Raw genomic sequence first — 21,284 nt, 5'->3', positions numbered from 1 at the left:
TCATTTATTATTTTTTATCTTCTTCATCGTCTACTTCTTGATAATCTGCATCCACAACGTCTTCTTCGCCTTCTTGGCCTTCCTGACCTTGTGCTGCTTCAGCATCTTGTTGCATTTGCTCATACATTTTTACCGATAGTTGCTGAACTTGTTCTTCCAGAGCTTCTTTCTTTTCTTTAATCTGGTCTAGATCATCAGATTCCAGGGCAGTTTTTAACTCTTCTTTTGCTGTTTCTGCTTTTTGCTTTTCTTCCTCTGAGACTTTTTCAGCTAAATCTTTGATCGTTTTATCCGTTGTGAAAATTAACTGGTCTGATTCGTTTCGTAAATCTACCTCTTCACGACGCTTTTTATCTTCTTCCGCATTTTCTTCAGCTTCTTTAACCATTTTTTCTACTTCTTCATCTGAAAGACCGGAAGATGATTTAATTGTAATAGATTGCTCTTTGTTTGTGCCCATATCTTTTGCACGAACATTTACGATGCCGTTAGCATCAATATCAAATGACACTTCAACTTGCGGTACTCCACGAGGTGCAGGAGGAATATCAGTTAGTTGGAAACGGCCCAGCGTTTTATTATCCGAAGCCATTTCACGCTCTCCTTGAAGTACATGAATATCTACAGCAGTTTGATTATCAGCTGCTGTGGAGAAAACTTGTGAATGACTTGTTGGAATTGTAGTATTACGTTCAATTAATTTAGTGAATACAGAACCCATTGTTTCAATTCCCAATGAAAGTGGTGTTACATCCAGTAAAACAACGTCCTTAACATCCCCTTGAAGCACTCCACCTTGAATTGCTGCACCTAATGCAACAACTTCATCCGGGTTTACACCTCTGGATGGGGATTGACCAGTTTCTTTTTTAATTGCATCCTGAACTGCAGGAATACGAGTTGAACCACCAACCAGGATAACTTTATGGATTTCCTTCGTAGACAATCCTGCATCTGATAAAGCTTTACGTGTAGGAATCATCGTACGTTCCACTAGATCAGAAGATAATTCTTCAAACTTTGCGCGTGTTAAATTCATTTCTAAATGTAATGGTCCTGCTTCTCCTGCAGTGATAAATGGTAACGAAAGTTGAGTCTGAGATACACCAGAGAGATCTTTCTTTGCTTTTTCAGCTGCATCTTTCAATCGCTGTGTCGCCATTTTATCTTTTGACAAATCGATTCCGTTTTCTTTTTTAAATTCTTTAACCATATGGTCTATGATAACTTCGTCAAAATCATCTCCACCCAATCGGTTGTCACCAGCAGTAGAAATAACTTCAAACGTACCATCACCGATATCCAGGATGGATACATCGAAAGTTCCTCCACCTAAATCGTATACTAAGATAGTTTGATCTTGATCTTCTTTATCAATTCCATATGCCAGTGCTGCTGCAGTAGGCTCGTTAATAATACGCTCTACTTCCAGGCCAGCAATCTTACCGGCATCTTTTGTCGCTTGACGCTCTGCATCATTGAAGTAAGCAGGTACTGTAATTACAGCTTTCTCTACTGTTTCACCAATATAGTCTTCAGCATATGATTTTATATGCTGTAAAATTATCGCAGATACCTCTTGTGGAGAATATTCTTTGTCTTCAATAGTAACCTTATAATCAGTTCCCATATGACGTTTTACAGACTGAATAGTATTTGGATTTGTGATAGCTTGGCGTTTTGCTACTTCCCCTACTTGTCTTTCTCCATTTTTAAAAGCTACGACAGATGGTGTTGTACGATTTCCTTCAGGGTTAGGAATAACTACCGCTTCCCCACCTTCCATAACAGATACACATGAATTCGTTGTTCCTAAATCAATTCCTATAATTTTACTCATCATCTATTTCCTCCTTGACAGCATTCACATTATTTATTGACTTTTACCATCGCAGGTCTAATGACCCGATCTTTAAGTATATAGCCTTTTTGTAATTCTTCTATAACTGTATTTGATACCGCTTCTTCATCTTCAACTTGCATTACAGCGTGGTGTAGATTCGGATCAAATTCTTTTCCTACTGTTTCAATAACATCTATCCCTTGAGATTTCAATGCATCATTAAGTTGACGATAAACCATCGTAATCCCTTCAACAAAGCTGGCATTTGCTTCAGTTACCTCAACTTGCAATGCCCTCTCGAAATTATCCAGAGCAGGTAAAACCTCGTTTGCTAAATCCTGAGATTTGTACTTTAAATCTGCTTCTCTTTCTTTCTGTTTGCGTTTCTTGAAATTATCAAATTCTGCTTGGGTGCGGAGCATTTTTTGGTACAAATCATCTTTTTCTTGTTCCAATAATGCTAGTTTCTTTTGTAGTTCATCCTGCCCCAGCTCTTCTTCCTTATTTGGTTCCGCCTCTTCTGAATCAATAATTTCTATATCCTCGGATTCATCACCAGTCTTAACCTCTTCTTCTGTCACTGGGTCTTTACTTTGTTTCTCCATATTGCCACCTCCTATGTAAAATTCACCATATAAGACTATATCACGAATAGTACGTGAAATAAAAACCTTTACTCCCGGTCATGGGACTTGTCCTAATTCATTAGTAGTACTGTAAGCCATTATCATGCTACTCATTGTTCCTATACCATTTGTATAAAGCTTCGGTCATTTCATTAGATAATACATTTAATAATGTAATGACTTTCCTATACTCCATTCTCGTCGGTCCAAGTAATGCAATTGTACCCATTTGGCCATCACCCAGTTGATAAGATGCTGTAATTAAACTAAGATCTTTAATTGCATCAACCTGATTTTCATTTCCTATCGTAACATTGATTCCATTCGTTGTACCTTTTAATAAATTTGCTATCTCATCTTCATTCTCCATCATCGAATAAAATGATCTTATCTTCTCCACATCATTAAATTCAGGCTGAAGTAAAATATTCGATTTCCCTCCAACATACAATTTAACAGGATGTTCATGAGAAAATACCGCCCTTAGGTAATCATAGGATTTATCATAGTTACTCAAATACATCTTCATTAAAGAAGCAATTTCTTTATTAAACATTTCAGGTAAATGAATAATTGGAATTCCATGCAGTCGATCATTTAAAATGTTAACCATTTTTTCCAAATCTGATGGATCTATTTCAGATGGGATGGAAAATGAACGATGTTCTACATGCCCGGTATTTGTAATTAAAATGGCTACCGCTGTATGGTCAGATAATGTAACGATCTGTAATTGCTTTAACTTTGTTTCAAATAACTCAGGCCCAAGAATGATTGACGTATAGTTTGTTAAGTCTGACAACACTTCTGCTGATTTCTGAACAAGCTGTTCAAATTCAAAGAAACCATCTTGTATAATGTGTTTGATCACATTTACGTTTTTCTGCTTTCTGACTGGCGATATTAAGTGATCAACATAATATCGATATCCTTTTTCTGATGGGACCCTTCCGGAAGATGAATGTGTTTTCTCTAAAAAACCCATATCTTCTAAATCGGCCATTTCATTTCTAATCGTAGCAGCACTGTAAGATATGTTTTCTTTTTTAGAAATAGCACGTGAACCAACAGGATGTGCTGACTCGATGAAATCATCAATAATGACTTGCAAGATCAATAATTGTCTTTCTGTTAACATGATGATCACCTCTGTTAGCACTCTTGATCAACGAGTGCTAATTCTAATAATAAACTACCAAATACTTATTTTTTTGTCAATAAACATGACTTGCATAAGTAATACTCATTTTAGTAATGCCACCCTGAAGGGTATTTAACCTAAATGAGTGTTTCCAATGTTTCTTTTTGTAGCTGTTTCACTTTCTCATCAGGAATAATAAGCAATTTTAATCTCATCATCTAATAAGAATTTTTCAAAAACCTCGTTTGCCAGGAGCATTCCCTGGTCTGTTAAACGAATGGAATTCCTGTCTTCTATTAGCCATTCTTTTTCAACGAGTGATTCAACTTCTTTTTTATAGAGTTCTTCAAAATTGAAGCCATATTTCTTTTGGAAATCTAATTTACTGACCCCTTTTGCTTTTCGCAAACCCAAGAACATTTCTTCTTCAACTTTTTCTTTCAGTCCAATTTTATCTACATGTAAAACAGGCTTTCCATCCTTTTTCGCCTGCTTTACATATGCAGGGAGAGGACGTATATTTCCAGTTCTTTTCCCTGGCAGGTATCCATAGGCACCTGCTCCAAGTCCATAGTAATACTCATTACTCCAATACGTTAAATTATGCTTACTCTCATACCCTAATCTTGCGAAGTTACTAATTTCGTACTGGTGCAAATTATTTTGTTTCATCGTTTCCCTTAAAATATCATACATCGCCACTTCCTCATCTTGGGGAGGACGATGGAGCATTCCCTTCTTATGACGTTGATGAAAGACTGTTTTAGGCTCGATTTGTAAAGCATATGTTGAGTAATGAGGTAATTTAAACGAAATCGCTTCCTCTAATGACGTTTGGAACTGATCCACAGTTTGATTAGGTAAAGCATAAATTAGATCTAGACTTATATTGGAAAACCCATGTTGCTGTAATTGATCCACCGTATTATAAACATCACTTACTTTATGTGACCTGCCCAACTCTTCCAGCATGTTATCATCAAAAACCTGTACGCCGAGTGATATTCTATTAACCCCATATTCTTTTAAAAGCTTGGTTTTTTCAATATCAAAATCACCAGGATTTGCTTCAATTGTGTATTCCTCACAATTAGCTACATCAAATTTTTTATCGATTATCTCTAACAATGCACGCAATTGCTTGAAATTTAGTGCTGTAGGCGTTCCGCCACCAATAAAAATAGTCCTGACGCTATTCTTATAACCTGCAACATTGACGTTTATTTCATTCGTTAGTGCCTCTATATACTCAGTCGCTAATTTTTCATTATAAAAAAACTTTACAAAATCACAGTAATGGCAGATCTGCTGACAAAAAGGTATGTGGATATATGCTGATTTTATCTTACTCATTTGTAATCCTCCTATCCAAAGCAAAAGGGAAAAACCTTCAGCATAATGCATTCAAGTTCTCCCTTTTAATCTTAGTTTAATCATCATTCATTTGTAATATAGACATAAATGCTTCTTGGGGTACTTCTACGGAACCTACCATCTTCATCCGTTTTTTCCCTTCTTTTTGTTTCTCCAATAATTTACGTTTACGTGAGATATCTCCACCATAACACTTAGCCAGTACATTTTTACGCATAGCCTTGATGGTTGACCGAGCTACAATCTTGTTGCCAATTGCAGCTTGAATTGGTACTTCGAATTGCTGACGAGGAATCAATTCTTTCAATTTATCAACAATCTGTTTACCTCGATTATAGGAAAAGTCACGGTGAACAATAAAGGAAAGAGCGTCTATTGTTTCAGTATTTAGTAAGATGTCCATCTTCACAAGGTCAGAAGCTTGGTAGCCTATCAGCTCATAATCAAAGGAGGCGTACCCTTTAGTCTGGGATTTTAACTGATCAAAGAAATCATATACAATCTCTGATAATGGAATGTGATATACGACATTTACTCTGATATCATCCAGGTATTCCATATCAATAAATTGCCCCCGCTTCTTCTGTGAAATTTCCATTACTGCACCTACATAATCGTTAGGCACCATAATCGTTGCTTTTACAAAAGGTTCGCGTATTTCATTTATTGACTGTGGGTCAGGCATTAATGATGGATTATCAATTGTTAACGTTTCATCATTTGTTAGTTCCACCTGGTAAATCACACTTGGCGCAGTAGTTATTAGATCAATATTAAACTCTCTTTCAATCCTTTCCTGGATAATCTCCATATGGAGTAATCCCAAGAACCCGCAACGGAAGCCAAAACCTAATGCTTGAGATGTTTCCGGCTCATACTGTAAGGAAGCATCATTTAATTCCAGCCGCTCAAGTGCTTCTCTTAAATCATTGTAACTATTCGAATCTATAGGGTATAACCCACAGAAAACCATTGGATTTAACTTACGATAACCCGGGAGTGCTGTCTCGGTTGGACGGTTTGCAAGCGTAATTGTATCCCCAACCCGAGAATCCCCTACATCTTTCATGGATGCTGTCAAATAGCCTACATCCCCTACAGTTAACTCTTTTTGATTAACAGGTTTAGGGGTAAACACGCCCACTTCGTTTACTTCAAATTCTTTCCCTGTGGCCATCATCTTAATTTTATCGCCAACTTTAACAGTGCCTTCTTTAATACACACATAAGCTATTACCCCACGATAAGGGTCATACAAGGAATCAAAAATAAGTGCTTTTAAAGGGTTGTCCTCATTACCTGCGGGCGCTGGAATTGACTCTGTTATTCTTTCCAAGATATCTTCAATACCGATGTTTGATTTAGCAGATGCTAAAATTACCTCGTCCTTGTCGATGCCAATAACATCTTCCAGCTCTTGTTTAACACGTTCCGGATCTGCACTTGGCAGATCAATTTTGTTAATAACAGGTATGATTTCTAATTCATTATCAAGAGCAAGGTAAACGTTAGCCAGTGTCTGCGCTTCTATTCCTTGAGCGGCGTCCACAACCAAGATAGCACCTTCACAAGCTGCAAGACTTCTTGATACTTCATATGTAAAATCGACATGGCCTGGAGTGTCAATTAAATGAAAAATAAACTCCTCGCCATTTTTACTTGTATAATGTAATTGTACGGCATTCAATTTTATAGTGATTCCACGCTCGCGTTCCAAATCCATAGCATCGAGTAATTGTTCTTTCATCTCACGTTTAGTTATAGTTTTCGTATTTTCCAAAATACGGTCTGCTAAGGTGGACTTTCCGTGATCGATATGAGCGATGATTGAAAAATTACGTACATTCCTTTGTCTTTTCACCATAATGATGTCACTCCTACATGTCTTTTACCGCACTTAAAGATAAAAGTTTCAAATTTATCAACGACAATACTAGCATTGATTATAGCAACTGTATTACTTTAGTTCAAGAACTAAAGCGCAACGGGACCTGAAAAAAGAAGGTCATCATAAGCCGTGATGACCATAAGAAGGAAATGTTTTTCCAGTTTGGGTAGCCAATTTCCTTTGGTTGTTTCCCTGAACATGGAACAGTGAAATGATAGTGTGAGCATTCTTGCGGCACTAAATACGGATCCTTATCTGTTTGCTAAAAAACATGATAAAGATCCGTCGCTCTTCATTTTAATAGTATAAAAGCATAGCGTGTTCATATTTATTAAAAAAACAACTGAGATACTTGATAAAGGATTTGGACAATTACCTCATAAAACCCTTTAACACCTGCTTCTAAAAATGAGGCTGTCTTCTGAGTGAAATGTTCAGCTTCCTCCATATTATGGTTATCCAGTTCCTGTTCAACTAGCACCATTTGAGTGCTTGCTAATTCTTGACTCTCAACTAGTTCTACTTCCTTAGTTGCTTCATCATGAAGTGAAATTTCACCTCGATCCATTCCATAAAGCACCCCTGTTAAAAAAAAGACGGCAAGCAATAAAAGAACAACGAAAGAACGAACCATTTATTAAACCCTCCTTATGGATTTGCGTCTACTTTCTCAGCATCCCAGTAAAATTCACTAAATACATCTGCCAGAGCATCTGCTGAGCGATATAATTCATCGAGGTTGTTCTCAACCCCACCGAATTCCAGTATTAAGGAGTTCTCAGATAAATCCTGGTTAAAAACTCCATTTGTCCCTGGCCCCTCTTTAGGATATACACCTCTACTTAACCCAGGGTATTTTTCTTCCAATAAGTAATGTAATTCTGCGGCCAGCCCCAGATTTTTTTCGTAATCTGGATGCTCGGCACCTACCACTATCATAATTCTGCCATACATTTCACCGTTAATTTCCTTAGTGGTTTTTTCATAAGGGATAGAGTCACGGTGTAAATCAAATACATATTGGATCTCTTTATTTGAACTAAAAGCTTCTTGAACAACATCCCGTGAAGCATCATAGGAACGCCCATATGTCCAATCTTTATCCTTTAAAATACTCATAATATCTGTATCGTCGACTATTGTTCCTATACCGTTAGCTTCCATCGATTTTGCGAGCCGATCACTAACTTTGGTTATATTTACTTCCTTGTGATGTGCTAGATCAGGGTCTTTCACTCCAGGTAAATGCGGCAAAAATGATTCCCTATTATGGGAGTTATAAATGTAGACCACATTTCGATCGCCAGTTGTAGGAATATTATCTTTAATTTCTTTTTCTGTAATTTCTTCTTCAGCCACATCATCTATGGCCTCCCTGTCCTTTAATACCTCTTCTAAAGGAGGAGAAGATTCGATAGAAAGATTAGTATAATTCGTCCCTTTCCCCGCAATTAATAACCGACTGTCAAATGTCGAAAATCCCGGAAGTTCATTTCCTAATAGGCTCCGAGGATCATTAGGTTTCACACTTGTCGCTAAATGGAATAGGGTAGTAGATAGTTTTGGAAGCGTTTTATCCTCTGGATAGGCTTGTTTAAATGCTCTATTTTCCAAGCCGATTAAATATAGAAAAGTAGCGCTCTCAATATCACTTGTCCACTCTGTAACAGCTTGCGACGAAATACGATAGGCTGGCTGCACTGTTGTTAAAATGCCGATGCTTATGAATAATAGAACAATACTGGCCAGATACATTCCACTTCTTTTATAAAAAGGATATAGCGGATTCTTTCTATACCGCTTCCTGTTTTTTAAGAACATGATCCCACCCTTCCTGAAGTTAAACTTAATTCTTAATAGAATCTATGATTTAACTTCAGGAACTAGAACTAAATCTTCTTTTTTGGTAGGTATGATAGAGCAGCAATTCTTTTATCTTGTATAGGCAGCAAAGTTATCTACATCAACATTCTCGTGTAAAGCCGCATTAACACCATTTGCTATTACACTTGCCATATCTATCATAAATCCGTCTACTTCCTTAGGTGTAACCATTAAATTATGTCCAATTGGTGTTAATACTTCGGTTATTAACTTCCTTTTCTCTTCATCCGATAGAGTACCGACCATTCCGAGAAAGGTGCTTCTGCTACCTTCGTCTGGCAAGTCCGATTCATTGAATTTTTTTTCTCCAAAAGTCAAACCTGCTGGGGCCAAGGATTTCGATGGATTATCTTTCTCTTTCATTTCTCTTCCAAAATGTTTTAAAAGAAAATCAATCGTATCACTAGCAATGGTTACCGCATCAACCACCGTCGGAACACCTATTGCCATAACTGGAACCCCCAAGGTCTCCTTACTTAGTTCTTTTCGTTTATTTCCTACTCCAGAACCAGGATGAATACCTGAGTCGGATATTTGTATTGTTTCGTTAACTCGTTCAATCGATCTGGAAGCCAAGGCATCTATTGCTATTACAAAGTCAGGATTGAACTTCTCAACAATCCCAAAAATTATATCGCTCGTCTCAATCCCTGTCACACCCATTACACCTGGTGTAACAGCTGCTACTGGGCGGTAACCTTCTGATACGGTTTCATGCTGAAGTTCAAACAAATGGCTCGTTACCATAATTTTCTCAGCAGTCATCGGTCCAAGTGCATCAGGGGTCACATTCCAATTTCCCAGTCCTACAATTAATCCTGTACTGTCAGCTGGTATATTGTTTTTTAGAATTAATTGTTCCAGTTCTTTAGCCAATACTCTTGCTGCGGCTTCTTGCCGTGATGTATCCTGCTTTTTAACACCGTCAGCATATATTGTGATATAGGATCCCGCTTTTTTACCTAGTAATTTGGCACCTTCATCATCGATATCCACGTAGGATACCTTTATATCTTCTTGTGTTCTTTCCTTAACGGTTACTCCTTTGATTTCCTGCTGTTTCTTCTTTTCTTTCTCTTTTTTTTCGTCTGTTTCCACGTACATATCTCGAGCCTCTGTCGCCAAATCTGTTCTAACCTGAAATAAGTTAGCCTGTTCTTCCATGTTTAATCTTCCTTTCGTAATTCATTAGTAATAGAATGAACAAATACGTTAAATTCATACAAATTCATCGATTAAATAACAAAGCTATTGATAATCTGTCGCTCCTTTGGTAAAATGTCTCTTGTCCACTAACAAAGTGAAACTTAGGATAAAGCAGAACTTAGATGAGGATAAACTAATTTTCATTAATGAAATAATTTTGCAGGAGGTGAAACAATGGCTAATATCAAATCTGCTATCAAACGTGTAGATACGAATAATAAAAAACGTGTGAACAATCAAGCACAAAAATCAGAAATGCGTTCTCAAATTAAACGTGTTGAAAAATTAATTGAAGCTAATGATGTGGAAAATGCAAAAGCTGCATTACAAAGCACAACAAAACATATTGATAAAGCTGTTCAAAAAGGTATTATTCACAAAAACAACGGTGATCGTCAAAAATCCCGTTTAGCTAATAAAGTAAATAACCTTAGCGCATAATAAAAAAACGATCCTCTGAAAAGGATCGTTTTTGTTTATTCGGGTTGTATTAATTCATACAGCAATAGTTCAAAGGCTAGTTCTTTCTCCATTTTCCCTTGCTTCATCACCGCATCTGCATTTGTTAATTTATCAAGAATAGCCTGTAAATGATTAACAGTAAATCTCTTTTCCCTATTTAGCGCTATCTTTATAACATACGGATGAACCTGCAGCTGTTTTTGCATCTGGGACTGACCATAACCTTTAAGTTTTAAAAGCTTCACACGCAAAATAGTACGAAACTGAAATGCAAGTAAGCCAATTAAAGCGATTGGCTCCTCTTTCATTTTTTCAAGATCCTTGTATATGGTAATCGCCTTATGTAAATTCGCATCAATCACTGCATCTACAAGTCTTAAAGAAGAACTGCTCGATGTATGTGATATCAATTCCTGCGTAATCTGCTTTGTAATATGACCATTTTCACCTACGTACAATGCTAATTTAGTTAGTTCATTTTCTATAAGGTGAAGGTTCATGGATAATTCTGTCTCTATTACTTCATAGGCATCGTTATCCATAGTGACATGCAGTTGGTCAGTTAAATTCTTAATCCATTTCTGCAGTTCGTATTCTTTTATCGGGTTACACAGTGCAACAGCAGCCTTTTTTTTAAGGAGTTTGCTGATCTTTTTCCGTTCATCTATTTTCTCATAGGCCGCAATGAACACCAGTATAGAATAATCCACCGGTGCACTTAAATAATTCTGCAATGATAGTAAATCATGCTCAAAAGGAAGCTTGTCCGGCTTTGCTTTAAGAAACGATGGATTAGTTGCTATTACTAACTTTCTTTCCCCAAAAAAGGGGTAGGTCTCCACATCGGCAATTACTTCTTGTATTGGAGTCTCCTCCAAATCATAAGAAGATAAATTATCCATTTCCCCTGACAGTACTTGTTTTATAATTAGCTGCTTTATGTTTTGAATAAAATAGGATTCAGATCCATAAAGTAAATAAACTGGGGCAATTTGTTTATTCTTAACTTTTTGCACAACTTCCAAATAAGACATATCATCCACTCCACCATTTATGTATAGTAGTAATGGTAAAACGTTACCCAAGGAATAGCAAGTAAAATTTAGAGGGAAACAATTCGGGTACATGTTCCCCTCTATAATCTATATAAACGCTTAGAACACAGCTCTAGAAACTGCGTGCCAAACGATATTTGTGTTACTACTAGAGTATCCTTTCTAAGTAAAAGTATAGATGTTAACTCTTTCTAAAAATGGTGAAGTATAATAAAGTGTGACAATTTATGTTCAAAAGTAGATTTTTTTCTTGTTTTAATTTATACTGATGATGACATAGGAGGGGTAGATGTGAACGAATTTGAAAAAGACGTACAGTCTAAAAATAACGATGTAGTTGATTCCATTATGGGCTTTGGTTTCTCATTTGTTTTCTTTGCTTTGATATTTGCGATAGGTGTTGTAATAAGCGTGGTAGGCCAGTAATATTCCTTTGGGGTCCAACGATCTTACACACCACACAAAAACATAACTCAATGTATAACAAAGAGACTGAAAATTGCAGTCTCTTTTTGTATGGAATTAATTATCTTATCTTATGGTATCCTATGGTAAATACTTATAAAAAGTTCCTTGGTCCTCTTTAAAGCGGTACAGGACTGCTCCGTCTTGATCTGTTCGCAATATCTTTACATTCAAGGCCTCTAACGTTTCCAGGACTTCTCGTGTGGGATGACCATACGAATTATTAACACCAACTGATATCAAGGCAAAGTCCGGATTCATTTGCTTAATAAAACCCAGGTCCGTAGATGTATTACTGCCATGATGTGCAACCTTCAGTACATCGACAGTCAGATTAGGATACACATCTAGGATCTCGTTTTCTGTACCTTTACCAATGTCACCTGTAAAAAGCCAGGATTTACCTCCTAACAGCGTAAATAATACAAGTGAGTTTTCATTTGGGGAATCATTATCTCTAAATGGAGCGACTACATAAAATGATTGTCCACCAACTATAATTTCCTCATTCTGCATTACATTTTGTATGTTGACATTCTTCCTGTTCCACTTTTTCGCATCATCTTCGGAAAAATCATAGTAGTTACTTAAAATAATCTGTTCTACTTCTATATCCTCCACCATAAATGAAAGGCTTCCTACATGGTCTATATCTTCATGACTAAGGAAGATGGCATCAATTTTACTGATTCCTTTAGAGTACAGGAAAGGTTTAATTACTTGTTTATAAACTTTCTCTGACGGTTCCATGTCATCAAATGCAAAACTTGCGCCTGCATCAACAAAAATAACTCCCCTTCGATAAGGTAGTTCAATAACAAATGCGTCACCCTGTCCAATATCAAGCATGGTTACTGTACCTATCGGAGATAAATAAGGACGTGCTGCAACATAAATAATTGCAATTGTAATTACAACACCATATTTGAATGCTTCCTTCAATTTATTTTCCTCTAGCCGCTTCATAAAAATAAAGAGTAAGCTATAATAAACGACAGTAAAAATGATTGGAAACACACCAATAATCCAAGGATAATAAAAATACGCGTCCATAGTTGCAACGAATGTTAAAACATGGTAGTGGATACTAACAAAAAGCATATCAAATACATTTATTAGAAATAACGGGATTGGCAAGAAGAGTAGTAATAAAAGTATAAACAGTAGAGGTATGACTATAATAGAAAAGTATGGAACAATTAGTAAATTTAATAAGATAGACAACGGTTGAAATGCCCAAAAGTAAGCAAATTGCAGGGGTAAAATCATCATTTGTGATACGAAGCTTATTTGCAGAACTTGAACCAGGGAAGAGCTTGATGAAGAAATCCATTTCTTAGACAATAGAAGTCCAAAAGTAACACTGAATGAAAGCTGAAAACCAATATGATATACAATGTTTGCATCAATTATTATAAGGGATATAAACACTATACTTAGTATATCAGTGACGCTTAGCAAAAATTTAATTTTACTAAGAAATATAAAAAGCAATACCATTGAACTTGCTCGCCACACAGATGGTTCCCCACCCGCTATTAATGCATAGACTGGAAGAAATAGTATCATGATCCATTGTGCCTTTTCTTTTGTAAGTAACTTTAATTTAATTAATAAAAAATAAATTAATGCAACAATTAATCCTACGTGAAGTCCGGAGATCGCTAAAAGATGCGACAAATTCCATCGCCGGAATAATTCGATGGTATCTTCCCCGATCTGTGAATCATCACCTAAGACTAACGCATTCATCCATGCAGAAGTCTCCTCACTAACATTGGCTGCCACATAAGTAAGTAAATCACTTCTCATATTATAAAAACGATTTAAAAAAGTGCTCCCCTCACAATGTATGTCATCTAATGAGTAAAGTATCAGTTGATGGGTTATCCCTTTTGTTAATAAGTACTTGTGGTAGTTAAACTGTCCTGGATTCCTGTTTTGATCGGGTTTTTCGATTTTTCCATTGATGATACAACGAGCACCGTACTTAATGTCAGCATTATTTTTTAATGGGAGCTGTTTTTCTTCTTTTTTAGGGAAATGAATGACAAGAATCTTTTGCTGAGATAATTCCTCCTGAAAAATGAAATCAATCTTTTGTTCTTTGCTGTCCAGTGAACTAACTATCATTCCAGTTAATGGACCTAGTGAAGGTAGAGTGTCTTCATTGGCATGATCAAAACCAATTGCGGGGATGTAAAGTAGAAAAAAAAGAAGGGAGGCTAGGGAAGTAATTAGTGGAGCTTTCCTTAGCCGTTCACTGTAATATAAATAATAAAGCCATAAAATAAATCCAACCATAAACCAATAATTATTAAAAAAAAGTGTAATTATACTTATAACAACAGCGAGCGCAGTGAAATGCCAGTACCCTTTCACTTCGCCTATTTACCTAACTTAAATAACTCATCAGCTTCACTTTTTAATACTGCTATTTCTTGTTCAGTTGTTGTGTTTGTTTCAAGTTTATCAAGTAAAGTTTTCACATAATTCCTCTTCTCTCGATAATTAGTATCTACTGCTAAATAATCCAATTCTACTTTTCTTATCTGTATTCCTGCTTCTTCAAACAACTGTATAGCATACTCACTATTTCGGTAATCAGCCGCATAGATAACTGTTTTAATACCACTTTGTATGAGCTGCTTAGAACATTGAAGACATGGAAAATGAGTTACATACACGTCGGCATTATCTGTAGGAACACCGAACTTGGCACATTGCAATAATGCATTTGCTTCTGCATGAACTGTTCTGACGCAATGTCCATCGACGACATAACATCCCTCATCTATACAGTGAACACTGCCCGTTACACTGCCATTGTAACCCCCAGCAATAATTCGCTTGTCCCTCACGATGGTTGCACCAACCATTAGCCTGGTGCATGTACTTCTTAAAGCTAATAAATGACTTTGAGCCATAAAGTATTGATCCCAAGAAATTCTGTCCATCCTTACAAATCCCCTTTTTACTTATTTCTACTAGTTTACATTTGTCTGGTCAGATTGGTCAACAGACTATGGTAACTGAATAGAGTCTCTAATGTTTTCCAGTGTTTTTTGACCGATCCCTGATACTTTAAGTAAATCTTCAATCGTACGGAACAATCCATTCTCTTCCCTATATTGAATAATCGCCTGTGCTTTAGAAGGACCGATTCCATTAAGGCCTTCTAATTCTTCCTGTGTTGCATAATTTAATCTTAACTTAGCAGAACCATTGTTATTAGGGGAGTTATTAAGTTCCTCTGTTTCGCCTTTTTTAGGAATTAGTATAATCATTTCATCCTGAACTTTTTGTGCCAGATTCACTTGTGATTCGTCCGCGTCTTCGGTAAAACCACCAGCAATTTGTATCACATCATTAACACGAAAATCAATTTCAACCTGATATACTCCAGGTGTTTTCACCTCCCCCTTTATATCAACTACCACATTTATTTCCTCTTGGTCTAGCTTTATATCCTCAGTCATCTCAACCGGGATAGAACTTACAGTATGAAAATCAGAACCATGAACATCTGCATCGTCCTCTTTCGTGACTATAAGAAACACAATAATTAAAATGGTTACTATAATAAAAAACATATTTTTTTTGATTAATTCAAACATGAGGGATCACTCCTTTGAGATGTTCGCAGGGAAGAGAAGGAAAAACAGTGGGAAACGACTATATAGTATCATTCGACAAAAACCTTCAAAATCCTTTTTAAAAAAAGGCCGAGAATTTTATATTATCTCGACCTTTTTTCTGCTATAAAAAAGATTCTCTCCGTTTTTTCATTCAAGCTATTTCTTTCTAAAGAAAAATCGCCATATACTTGTAAATTATTAAAGCCGGCATCTTTTAACAGCCGCTGATAAAATTTAATGGAATAGGTTCGCTGGTGGTGGTATTCTTCAAAACGCTCATATTTATCGCCATCTAAAGAAAAAAACGTTAAATCATGAAACATTTCACCTGGCTGCTCCCCTTCCATACAAAACCAAATGTAAGAAGTGTCCTCCATGACATCAGCAAACGTTTGATTAATAAAATGATGTTCAACGTGGTATAGTGAGTGGATATCAAAAATAAATAAACCGCCCTCCCTCAAAGACGCAGCAACACGATTAAAAACCGAGCTAATCTCTTCTTCATCAGTAATGTAGTTTATCACATCACAATAGCTAACAGCAGCGTCAAGCTCAGTTAGACCATCAAGATCTCTTAGATCCTGCTGTAACCACTGCACCGTCACTTTTGCCTCACTGGCCTTATGCTCTGCATAGGTGAGCATTTCAGAAGAGTAGTCTATTCCTGTCATTTTATAACCAGCTTTTGCCAATTTTACAGTAATCTCACCAGTCCCACACCCAAGGTCTGCAATAGCATTAAACTCTTTTCCAGATTGTTCAAATACCTTATGTGTGAATTCTATCCACTGGTCATAAGGAGCGCCAGCCATAAGTTTATCATAGAGTAAAGCCATATCCTGATACGCCATTACTTCACCCTTCTAGCCCAAAGTGCAACTGTAAGCGCTCAGCATCTCCCCAAAGACGTTCTAAATTATAATATATTCTTTCATCTTTGTGGAAAATATGACAAACGATATCACCAGTGTCCACCAATACCCAGCGTCCATGCTCCATTCCTTCAATTCTGTTAACTGAAATATCTCTTTCATCCATTGATTCCTTAATACCTCTTGCTATTGCTTGGACTTGTCTTTCCGTGTTTCCATGACATATTAAAAAGTAGTCAGCTACTAACGACACTTCATTCATGTCCAGTGCTACAATATCTTCTGCTCTTTTATCGTCACATGCATTAGCTATAATTTGTATTAGTTCCGTGTTCTCCATAAATTAATTACCTCCGATTATACGTTTAGTGAAATCATTATATGCGTGGAATGTGTCCGGATAGATGGTTGCCTTCTTTTCTATTAAAAAAAGGATTGTATTACGTAATGCCATCCAACATGCTTTAACCAAGTTCTTTTCAGACATGTCCCTCACTTTTTCAATGCCGGGAAAGCTTCTTCCAGGTTCAATATAATCTGCCAGGAATACTACCATTTCCATTTTGCTCATATTTGCCTTTCCGGTTGTGTGGTATTGAATAGCTGCTTTAATAGCCGTATCCTGGATACCAAACTCTTTTTCCACCAATATGGCACCAACTGGTCCATGCCACAATTCATGATGGTAATTTAATAACTCGTCTGAAAGTGATGTATTTTTAATCCAATGTTCCATTTCATCCAACGGTCTGTATTTTGCATAATCATGAAAAATGGCTGCAAGCTCACATTTTTCCTTAGATACATTATATAAACCAGCGAGCCTAACTGCCGTCTCAGCGACACGTATCGTATGCTCAAACCGTTCTTTAGTCAAATGGGGCCTTACACCTTCTAGTGCAATATCAGCTCTCATACAGTTGCTTCTCCTTGATATACGTATATACTGTTTCTGGCATTAAATATCGGACAGTTTCGTTAGTTGATAAACGATCCCTGATTAGGGTCGAAGAAATTTCAATAGCGGGAATGTCAACCTCAATAATTGGATAAGCCGAGTGCAACTTATAGCCTGCTCGTTTAACACCTACAAAACTAACCATGTTTATCAGTTCATCAATTCTATGCCAATGCTGCAAATATTCCACCATATCAGCACCTATAATAAAATAGAATTCTGTATCGGGAAATTCTTTTTGCAACGCCTTTATTGTATCAAACGTATAAGACTTTCCTAAGCGTTCTGTTTCAATTGTATTTATGCTGAAGAAAGAGTTGCCATCCAATGCTTTCATCAGCATGTTAATTCGGTCAGTAGCACTTGTCTTAGCACTTTCCTTATGTGGTGGTAAATGGGAGGGTACAAACCAAATCTCTTCTAAGTTGAGTGCTAATCTTACCTCTTCGCCTATGATCAAATGTCCTAAATGGGGCGGATCAAAAGTTCCACCAAGTATACCAACTCGTTTCATGGCCATCTCCTTTATGGTAATTGAATCTGTTTACTCTCTACAGATTCCTTGTACAATACAATAATGTTACCAATTATTTGTACAATTTCTCCTTTAGTACCCCTTCTTAAATGATCAGCAACAGTATTCTTGTCATCCATGCAGTTTTGTAAAATACTTATCTTTATAAGTTCTCTTTTTTCTAAAGCTTCATTTATCTGCTCAAGCATATTATCATTTACACCATCTTTACCAACTTGAAAAATTGGCTTTAAATGATGTGCTTCAGAACGTAAGAAACTTTTTTGTTTACCTGTTAACATATTATCTTCCTTCCAAGATTAATTTTAATTGATGATCCATAGACTCTAATGGCACTTTTTTACCTGTCCAAATTTCAAATGCATATTGTGCTTGATACAAGAGCATTGTATGTCCAAAATGAACCAAAGCTCCAGTTCTTTGAGCTTCCTTTAAAAATTTGGTCTCTATAGGCTGATAAATAATGTCACTTACGATACAACCAGCCTTTATAGTATCCATAGAAAAAACAGACCTGTCACTGGATGGTTTCATTCCTACTGAAGTTGTTTGGACAATCAGATCATAGTTATCGAGATACTTTGCCACTTCATGAAAAGGCAAGATACTTGTATTAGTATCTTCAGCTTTTAGCTTTGCTATTTCTGTTGCATTTTCCACAGTTCGGTTTGTTATGTCAATATACTTGAACCCTTCACTTACCAGTCCATAATACACACCTCTGGCTGCACCACCTGCACCAATTATAAGAATTCTACTTGATTTATCCGTATAAAACGAAGGGTACTTGCTTTTCAGAGAACGTAAATAGCCCATGCCGTCTGTATTATACCCTATCCATTTTCCGTCTTGATTAACTACAGTATTGACCGCTCCAATGACTTCAGCAGATCGATCTATTTCATCTAAGAAAGGAATGATTCTTTGTTTGTATGGTGCAGTCACATTAAAGCCATTAATTTCATTATCTTTTAATGCAGCAATCTTATCCTGGAAAGAGTCATCTGGTTCAATCTCATAAATCGAATAACTTCCTTGGATTTTTGATTTTTCCAGAAATTGTTTGTGTATCCATGGTGAAAGGGAATGATCTATCGGATAACCAATTAGTACGAATTTATAACCCATCGTATCTCTCCTTCTAAATTAATGATCTTCTAATAGACACTGTTACATCCTTCGGGCTATGGGCAGTAATAGTTACATTCTCCCCTGTTATGGTTATCCATCCCAGCCCAGGAAAAACGATGTCTGTTTTCTCATTTGTAATCCGAAAAGTCGTTTGAGTAAACTCCGGCAATATTTCCAGTGTTTTCTCACTTGGCGGTGATAATAACTCACCACGTTGAGTTTTATACAGGTTATCTGCATTTTCCAATTTTGTACGGTGTATCGGAATCTCGTTAGAGAAATAACATACAAATGACTGTTTCTCCCCCTTGATAAAGTCAAATCTGGCTAAGCCACCAAAAAACAATGTCTGCTGGCTGTTTAATTGATAAACTCTAGGCTTAATTTCTTTATTAGGGGTAATTACTTTTAAGTCCTGCTCTGAAACGTAATGAGCTATTTGTCGCTTGTTAACTATTCCAGGTGTATCAATTAAGGATGTATTATCATCTAATGGAATTTCAATGAATCCTAAAGTGGTTCCTGGAAAATAGGATGTGGTAATGACCTCACCATACCCTGTCGCTTGTTTAATAATACGATTAATAAAAGTAGATTTCCCAACATTAGTCGTGCCTACAATATAAACATTACTTTTCTTTCGAATTAATTCAATCTGATGTGTTAATTCTTCTATCCCATATCCTTTTACTGAAGATATTAAGAAGACATCCTTCACCTTGATACCTGCTTCTTTTGCTGAGGCCCTCAACCATTGATTCAGCTTTCGTTTATTTGTAGATTTTGGCAGCAGATCAATTTTATTTCCCACCAGAATGATTGGCTTATCGCCTACTATTCGCGGTAAGCTCTTAATTAAGGTGCCATTGACATCAAATATGTCAATAACATGTACAACTAAACCGTTTTCTCCTCTTATATTACTTACCATTTTCAAGAAATCATCATCCGTATAAGATACGTCTTGTATTTCATTATAGTGTTTTAAGCGAAAACACCTTTTACATAGTATATTTTCTTTTTCAAGCGATGTTTTTGGTGTGTACCCAGTTGCATCTGGGTCAGATGTTTGGATAAGGACCCCACAGCCCTGACAATCAATTTTTTCCATTCTTAGTCCTCCCAGCTGATTTTTCCTTTTTTACGCATATAATTTAGTATCCTACGTTCTATTTTGCGATTGATTTTTGTTATTTTTCCGTCGGTTTGCACAATAGGTACCACTAATATCGTATAAAAACCTGCGTAATTTCCACCTAAAACATCGGTTAATAACTGGTCACCAATAACAACAACTTCGTCTTTTTTAAGCCCCATTCGTTTAGAAACTGTTTTAAATGCTCGACTTAAGGGCTTACGAGCACTAAATACAAAGGGCGTGTCCAAAGGATCAGAGAAGATTTTAACACGTTCCTGTTTATTATTAGAAATTATCGTAACTTTAATGTCATGATCTTTCATAAGTTTAAACCACTGAATGACTTCAGGAGTAGCATCCTTTACGTCCCAGGCTACAAGTGTATTATCCAGGTCTGTAATGATTCCTTTAATTCCTTTTTGTTTCAATACCCCTGGTTGAATATCAAACACACTTTTTACATGTTCATTTGGCAAGAAATTCTTTAACAACTCTAACACCTCATTATCGTCTGTAACTATCAATCATTTTGTACGAATCTACATTATAACCCAATCCTATAATAACTTACTATAATTTCGAAGTGAAGCTTTACGAACAATACAATTACCAGATAGAGGTAAATTGCAAAAGTAACCTGAATATTTATGTATAGTTTCGATAATCTATGCATGAATCGTTCGACAAATAGTTACTTTTTTCGCGCTGTGGATAACTTTATCAACATTTTGCAACCTGTTACAACAACATATGGTGGTTGATTTTATGATTTATCAACAAGTTATCTACAGGGCGTTGTAGATAACTTGCGCCTTGTTCTCATTTATCTATCATGATAAATTATAATTAATAACTAATACCAATTTCAGATCTTAATTTTTCGGGAGGGGCTGTATTTATGAAGCATTTGTCAGATGAATTATTAATAGAATCATATCATAGAGCAAATGAATTAAATTTAAGCCCTGACTTCCTCTCTTTAATCGAAGAAGAAATTCACAGAAGACGGTTATCATCTAAAATTAAATACACCTCTAAATTAGGATAAATATTATTGTTCCGTAT

23 protein-coding genes are annotated in these 21,284 nt (G+C 36.3%); 3 read left to right on the top strand and 20 right to left on the bottom strand.

The genetic code is table 11. The features are described from left to right. Positions 1-7 precede the first annotated feature (7 nt). From dnaK to gpr, 8 genes are all read right to left on the bottom strand, one after another. Positions 8-1,840, bottom strand: a complete 1,833-nt coding sequence (gene dnaK, locus QGM71_RS01685; RefSeq protein WP_327605776.1) for a molecular chaperone DnaK — start codon at positions 1,838-1,840, stop codon at positions 8-10. 29 nt (positions 1,841-1,869) lie between these two features. Continuing rightward, the gene (grpE, locus tag QGM71_RS01680; RefSeq protein ID WP_327605775.1) at positions 1,870-2,448 is read right to left on the bottom strand and encodes a nucleotide exchange factor GrpE; all 579 of its coding nucleotides are present in this window, start codon (positions 2,446-2,448) and stop codon (positions 1,870-1,872) included. Between the two features lie 127 nt (positions 2,449-2,575). After that, entirely contained in the window at positions 2,576-3,607 is a 1,032-nt protein-coding gene (gene hrcA, locus QGM71_RS01675; protein ID WP_327605774.1) for a heat-inducible transcriptional repressor HrcA, read from the bottom strand. Positions 3,608-3,796: 189 nt separating this feature from the next. Further along, a complete protein-coding gene (hemW, locus tag QGM71_RS01670; protein ID WP_327605773.1) occupies positions 3,797-4,963 on the bottom strand; it encodes a radical SAM family heme chaperone HemW in 1,167 nt (388 codons plus the stop codon). 76 nt (positions 4,964-5,039) lie between these two features. Next, positions 5,040-6,848 carry a translation elongation factor 4 gene (gene lepA / locus QGM71_RS01665; RefSeq protein ID WP_327605772.1) on the bottom strand — a complete coding sequence of 603 codons (1,809 nt, stop codon included), beginning with the start codon at positions 6,846-6,848 and terminating at the stop codon, positions 5,040-5,042. 355 nt (positions 6,849-7,203) lie between these two features. After that, the gene (locus QGM71_RS01660) at positions 7,204-7,506 is read right to left on the bottom strand and encodes a hypothetical protein (RefSeq protein ID WP_327605771.1); all 303 of its coding nucleotides are present in this window, start codon (positions 7,504-7,506) and stop codon (positions 7,204-7,206) included. A 14-nt stretch (positions 7,507-7,520) separates the two neighbouring features. Continuing rightward, positions 7,521-8,693: a stage II sporulation protein P gene (spoIIP, locus tag QGM71_RS01655; RefSeq protein WP_327605770.1), complete on the bottom strand. Its 1,173-nt coding sequence runs from the start codon at positions 8,691-8,693 to the stop codon at positions 7,521-7,523. A gap of 111 nt (positions 8,694-8,804) precedes the next feature. Further along, a complete protein-coding gene (gene gpr / locus QGM71_RS01650) occupies positions 8,805-9,920 on the bottom strand; it encodes a GPR endopeptidase (protein WP_327605769.1) in 1,116 nt (371 codons plus the stop codon). Positions 9,921-10,136: 216 nt separating this feature from the next. Between gpr and rpsT the strand changes: the two genes are divergently transcribed. Further along, positions 10,137-10,403, top strand: a complete 267-nt coding sequence (rpsT, locus tag QGM71_RS01645; protein ID WP_327605768.1) for a 30S ribosomal protein S20 — start codon at positions 10,137-10,139, stop codon at positions 10,401-10,403. Between the two features lie 35 nt (positions 10,404-10,438). On the opposite strand, the gene holA is transcribed toward rpsT, so the two are convergent. Continuing rightward, positions 10,439-11,458: a DNA polymerase III subunit delta gene (gene holA, locus QGM71_RS01640; RefSeq protein WP_327605767.1), complete on the bottom strand. Its 1,020-nt coding sequence runs from the start codon at positions 11,456-11,458 to the stop codon at positions 10,439-10,441. 312 nt (positions 11,459-11,770) lie between these two features. Between holA and QGM71_RS01635 the strand changes: the two genes are divergently transcribed. Continuing rightward, complete coding sequence (locus QGM71_RS01635; protein ID WP_327605766.1) at positions 11,771-11,905, top strand: YqzM family protein; 135 nt, start codon at positions 11,771-11,773, stop codon at positions 11,903-11,905. A 120-nt stretch (positions 11,906-12,025) separates the two neighbouring features. Here the strand turns inward: QGM71_RS01635 and QGM71_RS01630 are convergent, their stop codons facing one another. The 11 genes from QGM71_RS01630 to QGM71_RS01580 all read right to left on the bottom strand — a co-directional run bounded on the left by QGM71_RS01630 (position 12,026) and on the right by QGM71_RS01580 (position 20,710). Beyond that, positions 12,026-14,326, bottom strand: coding sequence for a DNA internalization-related competence protein ComEC/Rec2 (locus tag QGM71_RS01630; RefSeq protein ID WP_327605765.1), 2,301 nt, complete (start codon positions 14,324-14,326; stop codon positions 12,026-12,028). Positions 14,327-14,331: 5 nt separating this feature from the next. Further along, positions 14,332-14,901: a ComE operon protein 2 gene (locus tag QGM71_RS01625; protein WP_327605764.1), complete on the bottom strand. Its 570-nt coding sequence runs from the start codon at positions 14,899-14,901 to the stop codon at positions 14,332-14,334. Between the two features lie 66 nt (positions 14,902-14,967). Beyond that, on the bottom strand, positions 14,968-15,561 hold the full coding sequence (locus QGM71_RS01620; RefSeq protein WP_327605763.1) for a helix-hairpin-helix domain-containing protein: 594 nt from the start codon (positions 15,559-15,561) through the stop codon (positions 14,968-14,970). Between the two features lie 122 nt (positions 15,562-15,683). Next, positions 15,684-16,436 carry a class I SAM-dependent DNA methyltransferase gene (locus QGM71_RS01615; RefSeq protein WP_327605762.1) on the bottom strand — a complete coding sequence of 251 codons (753 nt, stop codon included), beginning with the start codon at positions 16,434-16,436 and terminating at the stop codon, positions 15,684-15,686. 4 nt (positions 16,437-16,440) lie between these two features. Continuing rightward, positions 16,441-16,797: a ribosome silencing factor gene (gene rsfS, locus QGM71_RS01610; protein ID WP_327605761.1), complete on the bottom strand. Its 357-nt coding sequence runs from the start codon at positions 16,795-16,797 to the stop codon at positions 16,441-16,443. A gap of 3 nt (positions 16,798-16,800) precedes the next feature. Further along, positions 16,801-17,373: a bis(5'-nucleosyl)-tetraphosphatase (symmetrical) YqeK gene (gene yqeK, locus QGM71_RS01605; RefSeq protein WP_327605760.1), complete on the bottom strand. Its 573-nt coding sequence runs from the start codon at positions 17,371-17,373 to the stop codon at positions 16,801-16,803. Beyond that, complete coding sequence (locus QGM71_RS01600) at positions 17,363-17,929, bottom strand: nicotinate-nucleotide adenylyltransferase (RefSeq protein WP_327605759.1); 567 nt, start codon at positions 17,927-17,929, stop codon at positions 17,363-17,365. Before QGM71_RS01600 ends, yqeK begins: the two co-directional genes overlap by 11 nt. Positions 17,930-17,940: 11 nt before the next feature. Then, positions 17,941-18,231 carry a ribosome assembly RNA-binding protein YhbY gene (gene yhbY, locus QGM71_RS01595; protein ID WP_327605758.1) on the bottom strand — a complete coding sequence of 97 codons (291 nt, stop codon included), beginning with the start codon at positions 18,229-18,231 and terminating at the stop codon, positions 17,941-17,943. A 1-nt stretch (position 18,232) separates the two neighbouring features. Beyond that, positions 18,233-19,078, bottom strand: coding sequence for a shikimate dehydrogenase (gene aroE / locus QGM71_RS01590; protein ID WP_327605757.1), 846 nt, complete (start codon positions 19,076-19,078; stop codon positions 18,233-18,235). Between the two features lie 13 nt (positions 19,079-19,091). Continuing rightward, the gene (gene yqeH, locus QGM71_RS01585) at positions 19,092-20,192 is read right to left on the bottom strand and encodes a ribosome biogenesis GTPase YqeH (protein WP_327605756.1); all 1,101 of its coding nucleotides are present in this window, start codon (positions 20,190-20,192) and stop codon (positions 19,092-19,094) included. A gap of 2 nt (positions 20,193-20,194) precedes the next feature. After that, positions 20,195-20,710 (bottom strand): YqeG family HAD IIIA-type phosphatase, encoded by a 516-nt coding sequence (locus QGM71_RS01580; protein ID WP_327605755.1) that lies wholly within the window; start codon positions 20,708-20,710, stop codon positions 20,195-20,197. 407 nt (positions 20,711-21,117) lie between these two features. Here QGM71_RS01580 and sda point away from each other — a divergent pair, with 407 nt between their 5' ends. Beyond that, on the top strand, positions 21,118-21,267 hold the full coding sequence (sda, locus tag QGM71_RS01575) for a sporulation histidine kinase inhibitor Sda (RefSeq protein ID WP_327605754.1): 150 nt from the start codon (positions 21,118-21,120) through the stop codon (positions 21,265-21,267). Positions 21,268-21,284 lie beyond the last annotated feature (17 nt).

It is taken from the genome of Virgibacillus tibetensis, assembly GCF_036026595.1.
In the GTDB taxonomy this organism is placed as follows: Bacteria; Bacillota; Bacilli; order Bacillales; family Amphibacillaceae; genus Virgibacillus_P; species Virgibacillus_P tibetensis.
The sequence above is the reverse complement of the archived record's forward strand: the minus strand, read 5'-3'. Positions and strand labels throughout refer to the sequence as shown.